This window comes from Phormidium sp. FACHB-1136 (genome assembly GCF_014697375.1).
Classification (GTDB): domain Bacteria; phylum Cyanobacteriota; class Cyanobacteriia; order Phormidesmidales; family Phormidesmidaceae; genus Nodosilinea.
Genome location: NZ_JACJRS010000018.1, coordinates 1 through 15,420 on the forward strand (window position 1 = coordinate 1; position 15,420 = coordinate 15,420).

The following is a 15,420-nucleotide window of genomic DNA, read 5'->3' on the forward strand; positions in this document are numbered from 1 at the left end:
GGAGGGGGTGTCCCTCTACACCGCTGTGGTTTGGTCAGTCAGCCTCAAGCGCCCCATCCGCTTGGCCTATCTGCTCAAGGAGCAAGGCGGGCGACGGAGCTATGTCGTCTTGTTCTCCACGGATATCGACGGTGACCCCCTGGTGATCTATCAAGGCTACGCGGCGCGGTTTCAAATCGAATTTATCTTCCGCGATGTTCGCCAATTCACCGGCTTAGCGGATTGCCAAGCCCGTTCTCCCGAAGCCCTCGATTCCCATGTCAACGCCAGTCTGATGGCCCTTAATTTGGCCAAAGCCGCCCTGATATCCACGCAAGCTAAGAGTGAATCCGCTGAACCGCTCAGTTTCTCTATCGCCTCGTTCAAACGGCAGGCCCTGAATGCCCATCTTCTCGACCTATTTACAGCCACGTTTGCTCTGGAGCCAACTTTGATTCAATCCCATCCCAACTACCAGACCCTCCTGAACTACGGGGTTATCGCCGCATAGACTGGGATCACAGCCTCCTAAATCTGTCCGGAGTGTTGTTGGAGTGAAGATTACTTCAACATGGAAGTGCAAGCCTACGTTACGGTGAAGCCCCAGGCCACGGGAGACTTTCAATTCGGCTTGGTGTCTGGAGGCTTGGATGGCGAATTTAGCCGCAGCGGCGACACCGAACGGTTCGACTTTACCTGGGAGGGCAATGATGAATGCGACGAAGCCTCTGGCAGTGGTTGGATGATCCTGAAATCGCCGGATGAGGTGGAAGGAAGCATCAAACTCCATGGGGGAGATCGATCTGCCTTTGCGGCCCGCAGAGCCTAGGGACCGTAGGGGCGAGGTTTCCTCGTACGCTGATACCGAGGAGAAGCAAGCCGGATTTCGTATCATTTGGCCCTAGTCGGGGTCTATTCCCAAGGCGCGTAGGCGAGCGGCGAGTTCCTCCGCTCGTTGGCGGGCGGCATCCCGTTCCTGCTGGGCGGCATCCCGTTCCTGTTGAATCAGCTCATTTTCCTCTTGCAGGGCTTCGCGCAGGCGTTCTAGCTCGTAGCGGCTGAGCAGTTTTGCCCCGGTTTGCGGGTCATAAAACCGGAGGGCCTGGGCCGCTGGGGCCAAGCCGAGTTCGGGGTAGGGGGGATGGAGTTGCAGGTCTAGCCCCAAGACTTGGCTGTGGATGAAGGGAATTCCGGTGGGGTTGGTGGCTAGGGGCAGGGGTTGGTAGGTACCCTCCACCAGCCGCGCCCCTTGCAGTTGGGGTTTGAGATAGTCGGCGGTGGGGTCGTACTGAAAGTATTCTTCAACGCCTAGGCGGGCATAGAGGCGGGGTTTTTCCTCTTGATCCTGGCGTTTGGTGCTGCGGGAGGTAATTTCTAGGACAAAATTGGGCAGCTTGCCGCCTTCCTGCCAGGCTTTGTAGCTGCGGCGCTTGCGGTTGCTCACGCCAAAAATCACAAACACATCCGGCGAAAGAGACGCCTTGGGGTTGCCTTCTTCGTAGTAAACAAACAGGTTGCCAGACACGTAGACATTGGGTCGCCCCTTGAAATACAGTTGCAGCACCTCAATGCAGTGCAGCAGATAATCGCGAGTGGCGTCGCTTTCGGTCATCGGTTGTCCATCGGCATCGGGGTAGATGATGGGCGCGGCGGTGAGTCCGGTGGTCTCGGCCATGGGACGGCATCCTTAGCGGGGCGGCGTGATTTCTATTATGCCATTACCACCCCTATGCCAATTGGCCCCAAACCCGCTAGAATGCCCATCAATACAGGCGTTCTGTAGGATCATGGGGTATGCCAGTGAGTCCGGCCCACATCAAAGCGCTGCTTGACCAAAAGCGGGAGGCCTTTAGTACCTTTAACAAGGCTAAGTTTGAACTGCTCACCGCCTATCATCAGGCCTGGGCGGAGTTTTCGGCCCTGCCCTTGGCTCAGCAACAGCAGCGCTTAGGGACTGTCTCGGCGGCGGGAGCGCAACCCCTGGAGGTTTTCAAGGCGGCGAAGAAAGGGGTGATTCCCTTCTTTTTTGCGGAATCAACGTCGGCGACGGAGCGCTGGTCGAATCGGGAATCCAGCGCCCAGTGGGTGCAGACGGTGCTGTCGGATATTACGACCTTTGCGGTGGATGGCTCGCAGATTGCACCAGGGAAGGATTTGTCCATCCCCATTGCGCTGATTCAAATTGGCTGGTTTGAGAACCCCCACAGCAAAACCCGCCCCTACCAAAAAGATGTGCGGGTAGACCTGCTGACCCCGAAGGATTTGGGGCCAAATCCGGCCCAGCCCGTGGAGCGGCGGGTGAATATTCGCCGCTTTCAAATGGAAACGGAGCGACTGGTGGAGTACATCAACGCCTGCAAAGAACCAGAACGAACCCTGGTGTTTTTTGATGGCGCTTTGGTGGTCACCTTTGCCGAAGCCTTTGACCCCGACAGCCAAAAAGCCTACGTCCAGGCCATCCTAGAACTGTTGCGGGCCAGCGAACGGCGGCGAGTGCCCCTGGTGGGCTATGTGGACACCTCCTACGCCCACGACCTGACGACCATGCTGCACCACGGCTGCGGCCTAGAGGCCACCGAGGGCATCCACGACGCCCAACTTTTGGCACGGTTGATGGAGTGGGGGGATCGCATTCCCCTGTTCCGCTGCGACCGGGGCGGCATTCTTGACCAGTACGAGGAACAACGCAACCAAATCGCGTTTACCTACCTAAAAACCACACGGGACGGCTACCCCGTGCGCCTCGAAATGCCGATTTGGATGTGGGACAGTGGCCAGATCACCCGCTACCTCAACTGGGTACGTGGCGAAGTGATTATCGGCGGCGGCTATCCCTACGGCATCGAAACCGCCGACCAAACCGCCGTTTTGCAAGGGCCAGACAAACACATTTTCTTCCGCGTCTTGCAAGACTGGGCTGAAAAGGAAGAAATCAACCTACGCCTCTCCCGCAAAATGGTGAGCAAACAGCGCCGACGGTAGGCGGCAAATATCCTCCGTAGATCACAAAGTCCCCGCAGCCCTCACCCCCAGCCCCTCTCCCCCCTGGGCTACTAAGCACACACAAGTCATCAATGCTGACCTTGCCAGGGATTGATCCCCAGCTTCCCGGCGAGTGTTGGATTTTGTTTCGCTGCACCCAACTTACATGGGCGATGGGTTAGGGCAACAGGCTATTGGCTGCATTCCTAGAGTATCCCTAGCCGCCGATGCCCAACCGTCCGGCGAGGCTAGGAGTGAGGGGCATCAACACCGCTAGGGCCAAAAACAGGGCCAGCAGACCGAGGGCGGCGCGGGCATCGTCAGGCTCGGTGATGTCGTCTAGACAGGGGCGCTCTAGGTTGCGCTGGAGAATGAGGATAATGGCGGCCCAGTAAAGCGCCAGGGGGTTGGCTAGGGTGACCAGGGCCAGCAGAATCAGGGTGATCACCGTGGTACGGCCAGCGGTTTTGCGGCCATAGACCGCTTGCACAATGCGGCCCCCATCCAACTGGCCAGCGGGCATCAGGTTGAGGGCGGTTATCACCAGACCCAGCCAGCCAAAGATGGTGAGGGGATGCACATCCACCAAAGGCTCTTGGAGGGCAGAACCCAGCACCGCCTTGGCCAGGGTGCCCACCAGGACGGAACCTTGGAAAAACGTGGAGGGCAACTGAAACAGACTACCGGGATGGGACAGCACCAGTCCAGTAATCAGCATTCCCAAGGAGACCAAGCCCGCCGCCGCTGGCCCCGCTAGGGCAATATCAAACAACACGCTGCGGTTGGCCAAGAGAGACTCGAAGCGCGTCAGGCTGCCGAAGGAGCCAATCTGCCAGGTGGGCAGTAAAAAGGGCGGGCTGAGGCGCACCCCATAGCGATTAGCCAGCACCCAATGACCGATTTCGTGGCTCACCAGCACCACCACCAGCCCCAGCAAAAAGGGCAGCGCCGCCGTCCAGCGGGAAAATTCCTGCACCAGGTCGAACCCCTGGAGAATGGCTCCGGCTTCTAGGCTGGTGAACACCGTGGCGATGCCCAACACCCCGGCAATGGCCCACTGGGCAGGGGTGGTTTTGGCGGGATCCATCGAGGCCGGAAGCACCACCACCGTCGGCTTTTTCTCTAGGCTTTCCACCAAAAACAGGCGATAGCGATCCTCCAGGCGTTCCGTCAGCAGGGCACTCAGGCGGGCCTGGGTCTCGGCGGGGTTGCCGCGCAGGTTGCCGCGAAAAATCGCCCCTTGGTCGTAGGGAATGGTTTCGGTACGGAAGTAGGTATCGATGCCGAAAATTCCCTCGATTTGCACCAAATCTTCGGCAGGAATCACCATTTTTGCCGTTTCATCGGCCTTAGCCGCCACCTTGGGTTCTACTGTATCCTCTGGCTGGATGATGGAAGGATCAGCGGTATCACCCGACTCAGAAGATTGAGCCGTATCAGCCTTGAGGGCCTGGGCGGCTCGTTCTGCCATCAGCGCCTCTTGGCCGAGGGTACGCAATCGACGACCGAGGTAGATGTAAATTCCGGTGGACACCAACAATAACAGCAACACCCCTGCCAAGTTTACATAGATACCGAGGGCAAACAGGCCAAAAAACAGCAGCCACGGAGCCATCAAAACCACCGACTGCAACCAGGCCAAAATTCCGATGGTGCCGTAGGGCAGGGCGCGACGGTAGCCCCAAACCAAAATCGCAATCGCCGCCAGCAAAATTAACCCAGTAGTAGCCATGGTGTGGTGTGGTGCCGTCCTTAAATACATCTCGGTGTAGGTATTTAGTCTACCGCGATAGGCCCAGCCGCGCAGACCGTCGCCCCCAGAGGAAAAGAGCACGGTATCTTAGTCTCAGTAGAGTACGGTTTTCTATGGTTGTTGCCTCCAATTCGGCCCCGATAACCTCAAATGCCAACGCCTTTCGCATCACCTTTGCCCCCCTCAGCCTAGAGGAGGTCTACGCCCTTGCGGATGATCCCGCCAATGGGGCCATCGTGGTGATGAGCGGCATGGTGCGCAACAACACCGATGGCTTCCCAGTGGTGGCTCTGGAATACCAAGCCTACGAACCCATGGCCCTAGAGGTGTTTCGCCAAATTGCCGACCAAATTCGCCACACCTGGCCCGACGCCACCCGGATCGTCATCCACCACCGCACCGGAAAATTGACCGTGGGCGAAATCAGCGTCCTCGTCGCGGTTGGCTGCCCCCACCGTTCCGAAGCCTTCGCCGCCTGCCAGTTCGCCATCGATACCCTCAAGCACAATGCCCCGATCTGGAAAAAGGAGTGGTACCAAGGCCCAGACGGCACCCTTTCTAGCACCTGGGTCAGCATTGGAGCCTGCGAACAGAATGAGTGATCCGCTGGTCATCACCGAAGGAGCGACAACTAACAGGACAACAAAGCTTAATCAGGCAATTCCTCGGTGAAACGATTGATCGCATTGACCATGCCTTCAGAACAAGCCTTTAGCATAGTGGCACAAACATGGAGGTCGGCTAGCACCTGACTGAAGGATTCTTCGCCAGAATCGGGCTAGTCGATGATCTAGATGGTGGCAAGCTGGTTGCCTGACAAAAGTTGTTCTGAGCGCCGAAAAGCCTTGCTGTACAGTAGTTTCGACGCTTGAGGGAATCAAGGGGGATCCAGCGGTCTAAACTTATCTCAAATCCGACCCGTCTATCCTCGAGATCTATCTATCGGGCAAGGAGGCCTTACCCCTACAGTTTGTGGGGTTAGGAATCGGGGGCTAAACTGACACCTATGGGATACGACCAGGTTGTCCCCCATTGTTCCGGCGTTCTCCAGGTCATATCAATTCACCATGTCTGACACCATGCCTACCGCTAAATCCACCGCCAGCAACGTTCTAGGCTCTCCCCTCGACACCTGCTGCACCGCCCCCATGACTGGGTTCTACCGCGATGGCTGCTGCAACACCGGAGCCGGAGACATGGGTGCCCATGTGGTCTGTGCCGAAATGACGGCAGACTTCCTCGCCTATACCCAGGCCCAGGGCAACGACCTCTTGACCCCCATGCCCGCCTTCCAGTTTCCGGGCCTCAAGCCGGGGGATCGCTGGTGCCTCTGCGCCTCCCGCTGGAAGGAAGCCCTCGATGCCGGAGTCGCGCCCCCCGTTTGCCTAGAGGCCACCCACGCTTCGGCCCTGGAATATGTCTCTTTGGCGGAACTGCAACGCCACGCCCTGCCCTCGGATGCTGGATTGGCTTAATCTATGGACGAACAGATCATAGGCTTTAGGTTGTAGCGGGACGGTTGACGCGAATGAGTCTTCCCTCTAGGGAGGGCAGGCCAAGAATAGCGTCATGAATGGCCTGGGCGAACTGCTGCCGATTCGCGTACTCGGTACAGACAATAATTCCGGCATGGTGGTCTGTGGATCAGTGGAGCCGAATGAAGTCGCCTCGGTTAATGGTCAACACAGTCCGATTTTGGCTAGTCGCAAAGGCTAAGACCTGATCATCGGGAATCCGTTGATTGGCCTGCCCAGCCGATTGTGCGGTGAGAACGTTGTGCCCTAGGTCAACAAGCAGGGCCGCGACCTTCGCCGGAAAGCCTTCATCTGCGTACAAATGCGCCATCCCTAGGCGGCCTCTTGGCGAGCTAAGGCTGCTTCAATTTCCTCGTGATGGGTCTCAGCATAGAGCCAAGCATTCACCAAGTCGGCGGCGGTTAGGGTGGGGTAATCTTCTAAAAGATAGGCTTCTGTGGCTCCTTGCTGTCGCAGGCTGACGAGGAGCCAAACCGGAATCCGGGTCTGTCGGATACAGGCATCTCCCCCCATGACCCCAGGCGTCCTCTCGATTCCACTCCAGCCGTTCCCCAAACTTGTCACCAAAAGCTGGATAGCCTGGGTCTTTTCATTCGGCGAGAGCGCCAGCAGTTGAGTCTGCAGATCCTTCAACATCACCATGGGGAAAGCAAGAATGTCATGAACGATGGCTAGGTCGGCCAATCTTGAGGCGGGGAGCTATGGGGTTTGTGGCTCAGCAGAATCAGCCAAAAACTGGCGCAGACGCACCATCACCAAACTTTGGCCCAGGCTAATGGGCAGGGCAGAAATCCCCTCCAGTTGGGCCTGCACCCAGCGATCCCCCCAGTACCACTCATGGAAGCCATCAATGCCACCGGAGAGCACCAGGCGCAGGTGATTTTGGGAGAGTTCCTGAACTTCGTGGCGGATTTCCACAGGGCCGAAGTAGCTGTGGAAAACGAGGTGGGGTTGGAGGGTTTCGGGCAATCCAACCTCGAAGCGCTGGGGCCAAAGCCACTGCCGAAACTGATCGGGCTGGAGCAGGCAGGCCTGAATTTGCCCAGCGGCGGCATCAACTTCAATGCGGAGGCGGCTTTGCTGAAAGGTGCCAATCATAAACCGTTGGGAAAAACCGCGACAACACCTCCCAGTATGCCAAAAGTCTATCCAAGCTTCAGCCAGACCCTTGGGGTGAGTGAAGTCCATCCCTACATTCAACCTGTTGGGCGAGGGCACCTCGCCCCTACCCGACTCCCGATTCTCGACTCCCGACTCCCCGTCACCCTGTCTGCCCACAGTGAACCCCTTGTTTGCTATAACTGTCCATTGATCCCACCGGATAGAGGCGTCCATGATTGAAGTTGAGCACCTCGGTAAAACCTATGGCTCCACCCCGGCCATTCGCGATGTCACCTTTGAGGCGCAGCCGGGGGAGATTCTAGGCTTTTTGGGGCCAAACGGGGCAGGCAAAACCACCACCATGCGAATTTTGTCGGGCTATCTGCCAGCCTCCGAAGGTACGGCCCGGATTGCGGGCTACGATGTCCACACCGATTCCATGGCGGTGCGCCAGCGGATTGGCTATTTGCCAGAGTCGCCGCCGCTGTATCCGCAGATGACAGTGGAGGGCTATTTGAACTTTGTCGCCAAAATTAAGGGTGTTCCGGCGGGAATGCGGCCCCAGCGGGCGCAAATCGCCATGGAGCGCTGCGGGTTGTTGGATCGGCGGACGACGCTGATTCGCAAGCTCTCGAAGGGCTATCGGCAGCGGGTGGGCATTGCCCAGGCCATCATCCACGACCCGCCTGTGATTATTTTGGACGAACCTACCGTGGGCCTGGATCCTCGCCAAATCAACGAAGTCCGTCAGTTGATCAAGAGCCTCGCCGGAAGCCATACCATCATCCTCTCCACCCACATTCTGCCGGAGGTGAGCATGACCTGCGACCGGGTGACGATCATCAACCGAGGTCAGGTGGTGGCGACGGATACGCCGGATAACCTGACGGCTCGCCTCGCCGGAGAAATGGCCTACGAGGTGGAAATTAAGGGCGACGTGAACCAGGCCCAACCCCTACTGACCCATTTGGCCGAGGTGCGCCAGGTGGAGATCCTCAGCCCCGATCATCTGCCGGAACATCATCATCGTTTGCGGGTGACGGGAAATCAGGACGCTGGCCTGGGCCAAGCCATTGCGGCCAGTCTCGTCCATGCGGGGCTGGAACTACACGAACTGCGCCGCCAGCAGGCCACCCTAGAGGACGTGTTCCTCAACCTGACCACCACCGAACCCAGTGCTCCCCCCGTGCCCTCCGTGGAGGCGACCCGATGACTAACGCGAACCCGAATTTGAACAATCTCATCTTCAAAAACATCCTGGCCATCTACCAGCGGGAGCTACAAAGCTACTTCACCTCGCCCCTGTCCTACGTGATTGCGGCGGTGTTTTGGCTGCTGGGGGGCTTTTTTCTGGTGGCGATTTTGCTGGGGCCGCAGGGGCTGATTGCCCAATCGGCCATGGCCGACCAAGCGGCTCAGATGGGCATGGCCCCGCCGCCCCCCTTTGATGTGGCCTACGAATTCAACAAAGCCTACGTGGGCTTGCTGGGGTCGCTGTCGATGTTTGTGCTGCCAATGCTTTCCATGGGCCTCTACACCGACGAACGCAAGCAGGGCACCCTGGAGCTTTTGGCCACCTCTCCCTTGCCGAACTGGGCCGTCGCCCTGGGCAAACTGCTGGCGGTGGTGACGTTCTACATCGGTATGGTGCTGCCCCTGATGGTGAGCCAGTCTGTAGCCTTGGGGGCGGCGACTCCGGCAGTGGGGTCGGGGGGCTTTGTGCTCTCCTACGTGGGCCTGGTGCTGATGGCCGCCAGCCTGCTGGCGTTGGGCATGTTCGTCTCTTCTCTCACCGATAGCACCGTCCTAGCCGCGATTATGACCTTTGCCCTAATCTTGCTGCTGTGGCTGGTGGATGCCGTGGCCCAGGGGTTACCCGGTGCCCTGGGGGAAGCCTTCAGCCATCTCTCCCTACTGCGCCACTTCACCACCTTCACCGAAGGCGTGTTCGACTCCAGCAGTCTGGTGCTGTTTCTGTCCTTCATCGTCCTCGGCATTTTTCTCACCGCCCAATCCGTCGAAGCCCTCCGGTTCCAACGCTCCTAGACCCTCACCCCCAGCCCCTCTCCCCAAGGGAGAGGGGAGCCGGAAGTTCTGCAAAGTCCCTCTCTCACTGGGCTACTGCTGATGTACATCTTGTTTTCACGCCGAAAGTCCTTGGAGATCCCCCTAAATCCCCCTACCCTGCGGGAAGCCGCAAGCGTCTATAACAAGGGGGACTTTGACTCCGGCCCCCTCAAAGGAAAGTGCTCCTTCCAGTTCCCCCCTTCCCAAGGGGGGCTAGGGGGAATCCTCAAATGCTTCGCTCTTTACAAACTTCCCCCAACCCGTCCCTTTTGGTGTAGCTCCATGAACGTTAAGGTGGCCTATCAGAAGTATCTCAAGTACCTGGCTCTACCCGGCTTGGCCCTGGCTACGGCGGGCCTGATTGCGGGCTTTGTGGCGGGATGGACGCCCCTGCCCTCGGCCTTGCTGTTGGGCGGACTGGGGTTGATGGTGGTGGGCCTAGGCTTTAGCGAGTATGGCCGCAACCGCTTCTGGAGTCAGCGTTCCACCGAGGCGGGGGCCAATGCCCTGGTGTCGGTGCTGGCGGTGCTAGCGATTTTGGGACTGGTGAACTTCCTGGCGGTGCGCTACTCCAGTCGGGTAGATCTGACCGAAAACCAGATTTTCACCCTGGCCCCAGAGTCTCAGCAGGTGGTGCAAGCCCTGGCCGAACCCACACGGGTGCTGGTGTTTGATCCCAACCAAAACCCCCAGGATCGGCAGCTTTTGGAGAGCTATCGGCGGGCGGGGAATAACTTCACCTTCGAGTTCGTCAATCCCTACGACAACCCCCGTTTAGCCCAGGACTTCAACGTTACCCAGCCGGGGATGGTGTTTGTGGAGCAGGGCGACACCCGCCGTCCCGTGCAGACCCTCACGCCCTCGGATCGGCTATCGGAACGCACCCTTACCAATAGCTTGGCCCAGTTGGGTACCGAAAGCGCCCTGACCGCCTACTTCACCCAGGGCCACCAGGAATTTGCCATTGACGGCAGCGAAACCGGATTTCTCCAAGCCGCCACCGCCCTAGGGGAAAAAGGCTTCACCGTGGAGCCGCTAGACTTTGCCAATACGGCGGCGGTTGTCCCGGAGGACGCCAGCGTGGTGATCGTAGCGGGGCCAGCGACGGAATTTTTTGACGCTGAAGTGGAAGCCCTCCAAACCTACCTAGATCGCGGCGGCAGCGTGATGCTGATGATTGACCCGCGCACCAACCCCAACCTGGATAGCCTGCTGGATCTCTGGGGTGTTACCCTCGATGACCGCATTGTGCTGGATACCTCCGGGACGGGGCAACTGGTCGGCCTTGGCCCCGCCGCCCCCTTGGTGACGGACTACGGCGACCACCCCATCACCCGCGACTTTGGCACAGGCCGATCCTTCTTTCCCCTGGTCCGGCCCGTCAACGTGGAAGAAGTGCCAGGGGTAACCGCTGTGTCGATCCTCAACAGCAACGCCCAAAGTCGTGCCGAAGCCCTCTCTGCGGAAGGAGAACTTCAGTTCGACGAAAACGCGCCCCCCTCCGGCCCCTACAGCCTGGGCGTGGCCCTCAGCCGTCCGATTCGCGAAAACAACGGCAGTGACGATCCTGCGGCAGACTCCCCATCGGCGGATTCCACCATCGAGGAGGGGGCTGAGGCCGAGACGGAGGGATCCGATCCCCTAGAGGATTTAGTGGATTCAAGTTCAGAGGAGGATCCTGTTAGCCAAGAAGCCCGCCTAGTGGTGATTGGCAATGCGTCTTTTGCCACCGATGGCCTGTTCGATCAGCAGCTCAACGGCGATGTGTTCCTCAACTCCGTGAGCTGGCTGGGCCAAGCCAACGACGCCACCCTCTCCATTCGCCCCCGCGAAGTCACCAACCGCCGCATTGTGATGACGGTGCAGCAACAAATCGGCCTAGGGGTGTTTGCCCTGCTGATTTTGCCCCTGGTGGGGATTATCCTGGCGGTGCTGCTCTGGCTGAAGCGGCGCTAACTCTGGTAGGGTGGGCACCGCCTACCACCCGACTCTCCTTGGCTCGACAATACTGCATCCGGCTTGTTTGCCCCCAGCATCAGTGGCCGAGGAGACCTCACCCCTACGGTTTGCTGGGCTGGGAATCGAGATTGTCCAATGTCAAGATTGTCCAATATCGATATTGGACAATTCGGATTGGGTAGAATCTCGATCCCTAAGCACCATGGACTTCCTCTGCGCCCCGTTCCAGCATGGCGTCCTGCACATGCCCCTGCTCATGGAGTTTGTTGGCCATGGCAAGGCGGGCCTTTTCCTCCACGGTGGAAGGGGCATCTTCATGGAGTTCTTCGGCGCTGCGTTCTAGCATGGCATCGTGGCGGAGTTCTTCCTGCTGGCGCTGCTGGGCCAAGAGTTCGCGGGCTTGTTCGGTTTGCTTATCCATCGTCTTTTCTCCTAGGAGAGTCGCTTTTATTACTCTACCCACTGGCGCATGACCATCGCGCTCGATGACTCCAGCCTTAGGGGAGGCTATCCGCCCAATCCGCCCATTCGTCACCGACTTAAAACGTAGCCGTTGTAACAGGATTGGCTGTCGGAACAGGCCATGGATAGTGGATTGTTCCACCTGCTGAGGTCAAATTTCCCTGACAAACGACAGCGAACGTCTTTGTTTGTTAACCAGGGATCAAGGGTTGGATCGATAGGGTTGCCGATCAGCGGAACACTGGGGTTAGTGCCCTATCCGACCCCACAATGGCCCTAACTCCCTGATTCCAACGCCTAGCGGGTCAGGGTAGCTAGCTCCATAAACATCACCTCCCACACTAGACGGGGCTGCACAAATCGGCGTAGGTAGCCCTTGGCTTTTTCCAAGTGAGGTAGCCATTGGGCGCTTTCCACCGGGTACTGTTGCCAATACCAGTTCAGCAGGTAATCTAGCAGCCATAGCTGGGATTCCGTATCCAATGCCTTCGCCACCTGACGCCCCTGATCGAGGGCGGCACGAAGGGTTTTGGGGGGCTGATGGAGAGCTTGGAGGAGGTCGGTGGGGATGGCTTGCAGTTGTTGGTAGGCGACGATGGCCTGTCCGGGGCTACCCTGGGCCATGGCGATTACCTGGGGCTGGTTGAGAACTTCAGCTTGCCCCGCCCGTTGTAGCACGGTGGTCAGGTCTGGGCTATTAAGCCGCTGAAAGGGAATCGTTTGGCAGCGGGAGACAAGGGTGGGTAGCAGGGCTTGGGGGCCGGGGGCTAGCAGGACAATGGTGGCCTGTCCGGGCTCTTCTAGGGTTTTCAGCAAGCCGTTGGCGGCTCCCTCGGCCATGGTTTCGGCGGCTTCTAGTACAACCACACAGCGAGGGGATTCCAGCGGTGGACGGCTGAGAAACTGGGCAATCTGGCGCACTTGTTCGAGGCGAATCTGGGGCGCACTTTTGCGGGTAATGCCCTGTTCCGCAGCGGCAGAGGCGGGGACAAGGTTGCCCTGGTGCAAATAGGTCGGCTCTACCCACAGCAGGTCAGGATGGTTACGCTGGGTAATGCGGCGGCGCTGGTTAGGCGTTGGGTCTGGGCCTGTCAGGGTGGTGGGATCAGCGGCAAACAGCACCTCAGCCAAGCGTTCTGCGGCTAGCCGTCGCCCCACCCCATTTGGCCCCGCAAACAGATAGGCCGGAGCCACCCGCCGCTGCCTCACCGCCCGCGCCAGGAGGGCAATGGCCGTATCTTGACCCACTAGGTCGCTAAAAAGGGCTTGTACCATTGCGCCAAATCGTCATGAACGATGGTGTTGATCTGTGCCGCCACCGCATCGGCAGGCTGTGCCCCGTCAATGGTAGCCCGTCGCTCTGGAAATTGCTGGGCTAGGGTCTCAAAGCCCCGTTGCACCCGTTGGTGAAAGGCCAGTTCCGCCTGCTCCATGCGATCTTGAGAACCCCGCCGCTGTGCCCTGGCCAGCCCCTGCTCCACCCTCAGCTTCAGCCAAATCGTTAAATCCGGCACCAGCCCCGCCGTCGCCCCTTGGTTGAGGTCTCGAATTAGTCCCAAATCTAAGCCCCGACCATAGCCCTGGTAGGCCACGGTGGAATCGGTAAACCGATCACACAGTACCCAACTTCCCCTATCCAGGGCTGGCAAGATGATTTCTTCGATGTGCTGAGCCCGGTCGGCGGCATAGAGCAACAGTTCCGCCCGTGGCGCAATCACCACATCATGGTGACTGTCCAGCAACAGCCGCCGCAACCCTAGCCCTAGGTTGGTGCCCCCCGGTTCGCGGGTGATGAGCAATTCGGGGATGATCCCCTGAGCTTGCAGGGCTTGAAAAGAAGCACTCTGGGCCAAGTTTTCCCGCAGCCGCTGGATCTGGGTGGACTTTCCACAGCCCTCCACCCCCTCAAACACAATCAATTTACCCCGCATCGTCACCACCTAACCGAAACCAAGAACATCCTGAGATTAGCCTACTTTTCCAATGTAGAGAATGGGAGAATCCCACTTTCGTAAAGTCATCGTCTACCCTACGGAAAGCAAGCTAGATTTCTCAATCCCTTCTCCAAAAAATAAGGAATAAGAGTCAGACACAAAGTCTCTTTTCCTACTCATTCATGTTTTTATAGGTGGCCACCGCCGAGGGCGAAATACGGTTGAGATAGCGGAAAATCCAGTACTTAAACACCGTATCGAGAATCACCGGGAAGGTGGCGATAAACAGAAAGATAAATTCCCGATTCGCTGGAAAGCCCAAATGGCGAGATAGCCCTTCTAGTAGGACTTCCCATCCGTGGGGGGAGTGGAATCCTACAAAAATATCGGTAAACAAAATAATGATGAATGCTTTGGCACTGTCGCTGAGACCGTAGACGATTTCGTCCATAAAAGACTTCAGGTTGGCTACGTCCTGTTTGCGAGTGATCAACAGGAGGGCAAAGGCTCCCGCTGCGACCAGATCGGCAAAGATATTTTTAATAGCATCAGCACTGCGTTGGCGATATTCTTCCTCAATTTTTGTGGCCTTTTCCCGCACCTGTCGTTCGATATTCAGCTCCGATAAAGGGGGAGCCTTGCCAATCAGTACCTCAAATCGCAGCCGCTCCTCAAACTGTTGAAGTTCGTGGAGCGCCTCTTCCTCCATTTCCACATTCAGAAACACATCGGCCTGCCGATCCTGGCGGAAGTGATCCACCACTGGCCCCACCAGAAAGGTTTTGGTGAACTGCTGGGTGAGTAGGGGCACAATCACCAGCAGTAGCAGAAAGCGAATGGCGGCGGTAGTTCTGGCCTTGGAGGTACGAAACTCTTGCACCACTTCCTCTTCGGCGTTGGGGTCGAGATCCTGACGAATCCGATCCACCGTGCGCAGGATAGACCGAGGCAGCACGTTGACCCGATCCGAAAGACCTTCCCGACTGTCGCTGGGGGAGTCGATGGATCCGTTGGCTTGCCCCCGCGATTGGTCGGCCTTAGCCCGCAACACTTGCGTAGACTGGGCCGAGGCAAGGCTACCATTGGCCCCCTCGGTGAGGGTAATCACGCGCTCTGGGGGAGTCTCCAGGGCGGCATAGCGGGCCAGCACCTCATCAATCAGCCGCAGTTTCCGAAACAGCACGGCCTGCCGATCCACCACATTCACCGCCAGTTCGTCGGCTTCGGGGGTTGATAAGTCCACTTCCATAATCCGGGCATCAGACACCCGGATCACCGTGCGACTGGTGCGAAACTCGGCCATGCGCACCTTAATCAGATTGAGGTATTTCTTGAGTTCGGCCTGAAAATAGTCCATGGCGCTGTCGCCATAGCTGCCGTAACGCGCGGAGATGGGGTTGCCCCCAAAGTACTCCCGCTCAATGGCCTCAATCATCTGTGCCGCCTCGTAAGCCTGGTTAAGGGCTCGCTCAGGGGTGCGGAAAAACCACTGCTGGGCATTGCGAAAAAAGCCTGGAGTCTGCATCAGCGGGCACAGGGGAAAGGATCGCGGTCTGGCTCTAAACCACAGGATAATACATCACTTCCCAGTGGCTCTAGAAGCGGGGATGGATCCCTCCTTCTAGGGCTTGTCAGTCCGCCCGCCTTT

The 15,420-nt window shown here is 58.2% G+C and carries 16 protein-coding genes and 1 pseudogene; 8 read left to right on the forward strand and 9 right to left on the reverse strand.

The window, feature by feature from the left end:
• Together H6G62_RS07575 and H6G62_RS07580 are read left to right on the forward strand one after the other, a co-directional pair.
• A pseudogene (locus H6G62_RS07575) lies at positions 1-490 on the forward strand (IS4 family transposase); the annotation flags it as partial.
• Positions 491-550: 60 nt separating this feature from the next.
• A complete protein-coding gene (locus tag H6G62_RS07580; protein ID WP_199324819.1) occupies positions 551-808 on the forward strand; it encodes a hypothetical protein in 258 nt (85 codons plus the stop codon).
• 72 nt (positions 809-880) lie between these two features.
• On the opposite strand, the gene H6G62_RS07585 is transcribed toward H6G62_RS07580, so the two are convergent.
• Positions 881-1,654, reverse strand: a complete 774-nt coding sequence (locus H6G62_RS07585; RefSeq protein ID WP_190493663.1) for a Uma2 family endonuclease — start codon at positions 1,652-1,654, stop codon at positions 881-883.
• A gap of 119 nt (positions 1,655-1,773) precedes the next feature.
• On the opposite strand from H6G62_RS07585, the gene H6G62_RS07590 reads away from it, so the two are divergent.
• A complete protein-coding gene (locus tag H6G62_RS07590) occupies positions 1,774-2,961 on the forward strand; it encodes a DNA double-strand break repair nuclease NurA (protein WP_190493665.1) in 1,188 nt (395 codons plus the stop codon).
• Between the two features lie 217 nt (positions 2,962-3,178).
• Here the strand turns inward: H6G62_RS07590 and H6G62_RS07595 are convergent, their stop codons facing one another.
• Positions 3,179-4,723, reverse strand: coding sequence for a site-2 protease family protein (locus H6G62_RS07595; RefSeq protein WP_199324824.1), 1,545 nt, complete (start codon positions 4,721-4,723; stop codon positions 3,179-3,181).
• A 104-nt stretch (positions 4,724-4,827) separates the two neighbouring features.
• Between H6G62_RS07595 and H6G62_RS07600 the strand changes: the two genes are divergently transcribed.
• On the forward strand, positions 4,828-5,316 hold the full coding sequence (locus H6G62_RS07600; protein ID WP_190493667.1) for a molybdenum cofactor biosynthesis protein MoaE: 489 nt from the start codon (positions 4,828-4,830) through the stop codon (positions 5,314-5,316).
• Between the two features lie 465 nt (positions 5,317-5,781).
• Positions 5,782-6,189, forward strand: a complete 408-nt coding sequence (locus H6G62_RS07605) for a DUF2237 domain-containing protein (RefSeq protein ID WP_242051876.1) — start codon at positions 5,782-5,784, stop codon at positions 6,187-6,189.
• Between the two features lie 169 nt (positions 6,190-6,358).
• Here H6G62_RS07605 and H6G62_RS28545 read toward each other — a convergent pair whose 3' ends face one another.
• The 3 genes from H6G62_RS28545 to H6G62_RS07620 are packed head-to-tail and all read right to left on the reverse strand — an operon-like array spanning position 6,359 to position 7,347.
• On the reverse strand, positions 6,359-6,559 hold the full coding sequence (locus H6G62_RS28545) for a DUF5615 family PIN-like protein (protein ID WP_347239306.1): 201 nt from the start codon (positions 6,557-6,559) through the stop codon (positions 6,359-6,361).
• Between the two features lie 2 nt (positions 6,560-6,561).
• On the reverse strand, positions 6,562-6,888 hold the full coding sequence (locus tag H6G62_RS07615; protein WP_190493799.1) for a DUF433 domain-containing protein: 327 nt from the start codon (positions 6,886-6,888) through the stop codon (positions 6,562-6,564).
• A 60-nt stretch (positions 6,889-6,948) separates the two neighbouring features.
• Positions 6,949-7,347: a hypothetical protein gene (locus H6G62_RS07620; protein ID WP_190493802.1), complete on the reverse strand. Its 399-nt coding sequence runs from the start codon at positions 7,345-7,347 to the stop codon at positions 6,949-6,951.
• 235 nt (positions 7,348-7,582) lie between these two features.
• On the opposite strand from H6G62_RS07620, the gene H6G62_RS07625 reads away from it, so the two are divergent.
• The 3 genes from H6G62_RS07625 to H6G62_RS07635 all read left to right on the forward strand — a co-directional run bounded on the left by H6G62_RS07625 (position 7,583) and on the right by H6G62_RS07635 (position 11,373).
• Complete coding sequence (locus H6G62_RS07625) at positions 7,583-8,563, forward strand: ABC transporter ATP-binding protein (protein WP_190493669.1); 981 nt, start codon at positions 7,583-7,585, stop codon at positions 8,561-8,563.
• Entirely contained in the window at positions 8,560-9,396 is an 837-nt protein-coding gene (locus tag H6G62_RS07630; protein ID WP_190493671.1) for an ABC transporter permease subunit, read from the forward strand. Before H6G62_RS07625 ends, H6G62_RS07630 begins: the two co-directional genes overlap by 4 nt.
• 303 nt (positions 9,397-9,699) lie before the next feature.
• A complete protein-coding gene (locus H6G62_RS07635) occupies positions 9,700-11,373 on the forward strand; it encodes a Gldg family protein (RefSeq protein WP_190493673.1) in 1,674 nt (557 codons plus the stop codon).
• Between the two features lie 196 nt (positions 11,374-11,569).
• Here H6G62_RS07635 and H6G62_RS07640 read toward each other — a convergent pair whose 3' ends face one another.
• The 4 genes from H6G62_RS07640 to H6G62_RS07655 form a co-directional block, all read right to left on the reverse strand.
• Entirely contained in the window at positions 11,570-11,797 is a 228-nt protein-coding gene (locus tag H6G62_RS07640; protein WP_190493675.1) for a hypothetical protein, read from the reverse strand.
• A 338-nt stretch (positions 11,798-12,135) separates the two neighbouring features.
• Complete coding sequence (gene holB / locus H6G62_RS07645; RefSeq protein WP_190493677.1) at positions 12,136-13,113, reverse strand: DNA polymerase III subunit delta'; 978 nt, start codon at positions 13,111-13,113, stop codon at positions 12,136-12,138.
• Positions 13,086-13,769, reverse strand: a complete 684-nt coding sequence (gene tmk, locus H6G62_RS07650; protein ID WP_190493679.1) for a dTMP kinase — start codon at positions 13,767-13,769, stop codon at positions 13,086-13,088. The genes holB and tmk overlap by 28 nt, the downstream gene beginning before the upstream one ends.
• Before the next feature lie 175 nt (positions 13,770-13,944).
• Positions 13,945-15,297: a proton extrusion protein PcxA gene (locus tag H6G62_RS07655; RefSeq protein WP_190493681.1), complete on the reverse strand. Its 1,353-nt coding sequence runs from the start codon at positions 15,295-15,297 to the stop codon at positions 13,945-13,947.
• Positions 15,298-15,420: the final 123 nt, after the last annotated feature.

Bases quoted from the DNA above. Each gene is read 5' to 3' on its own strand.
- H6G62_RS07600 (WP_190493667.1), top strand. From the start codon at position 4,828: ATGGTTGTTGCCTCCAATTCGGCCCCGATAACCTCAAATGCCAACGCC.
- H6G62_RS28545 (WP_347239306.1), bottom strand. From the start codon at position 6,559: ATGGCGCATTTGTACGCAGATGAAGGCTTTCCGGCGAAGGTCGCGGCC.
- H6G62_RS07595 (WP_199324824.1), bottom strand. From the start codon at position 4,723: ATGTATTTAAGGACGGCACCACACCACACCATGGCTACTACTGGGTTA.
- H6G62_RS07620 (WP_190493802.1), bottom strand. From the start codon at position 7,347: ATGATTGGCACCTTTCAGCAAAGCCGCCTCCGCATTGAAGTTGATGCC.
- H6G62_RS07605 (WP_242051876.1), top strand. From the start codon at position 5,782: ATGTCTGACACCATGCCTACCGCTAAATCCACCGCCAGCAACGTTCTA.
- H6G62_RS07635 (WP_190493673.1), top strand. From the start codon at position 9,700: ATGAACGTTAAGGTGGCCTATCAGAAGTATCTCAAGTACCTGGCTCTA.
- H6G62_RS07580 (WP_199324819.1), top strand. From the start codon at position 551: ATGGAAGTGCAAGCCTACGTTACGGTGAAGCCCCAGGCCACGGGAGAC.
- holB (WP_190493677.1), bottom strand. From the start codon at position 13,113: ATGGTACAAGCCCTTTTTAGCGACCTAGTGGGTCAAGATACGGCCATT.
- H6G62_RS07625 (WP_190493669.1), top strand. From the start codon at position 7,583: ATGATTGAAGTTGAGCACCTCGGTAAAACCTATGGCTCCACCCCGGCC.
- H6G62_RS07590 (WP_190493665.1), top strand. From the start codon at position 1,774: ATGCCAGTGAGTCCGGCCCACATCAAAGCGCTGCTTGACCAAAAGCGG.
- H6G62_RS07630 (WP_190493671.1), top strand. From the start codon at position 8,560: ATGACTAACGCGAACCCGAATTTGAACAATCTCATCTTCAAAAACATC.
- H6G62_RS07655 (WP_190493681.1), bottom strand. From the start codon at position 15,297: ATGCAGACTCCAGGCTTTTTTCGCAATGCCCAGCAGTGGTTTTTCCGC.
- H6G62_RS07640 (WP_190493675.1), bottom strand. From the start codon at position 11,797: ATGGATAAGCAAACCGAACAAGCCCGCGAACTCTTGGCCCAGCAGCGC.
- tmk (WP_190493679.1), bottom strand. From the start codon at position 13,769: ATGCGGGGTAAATTGATTGTGTTTGAGGGGGTGGAGGGCTGTGGAAAG.
- H6G62_RS07585 (WP_190493663.1), bottom strand. From the start codon at position 1,654: ATGGCCGAGACCACCGGACTCACCGCCGCGCCCATCATCTACCCCGAT.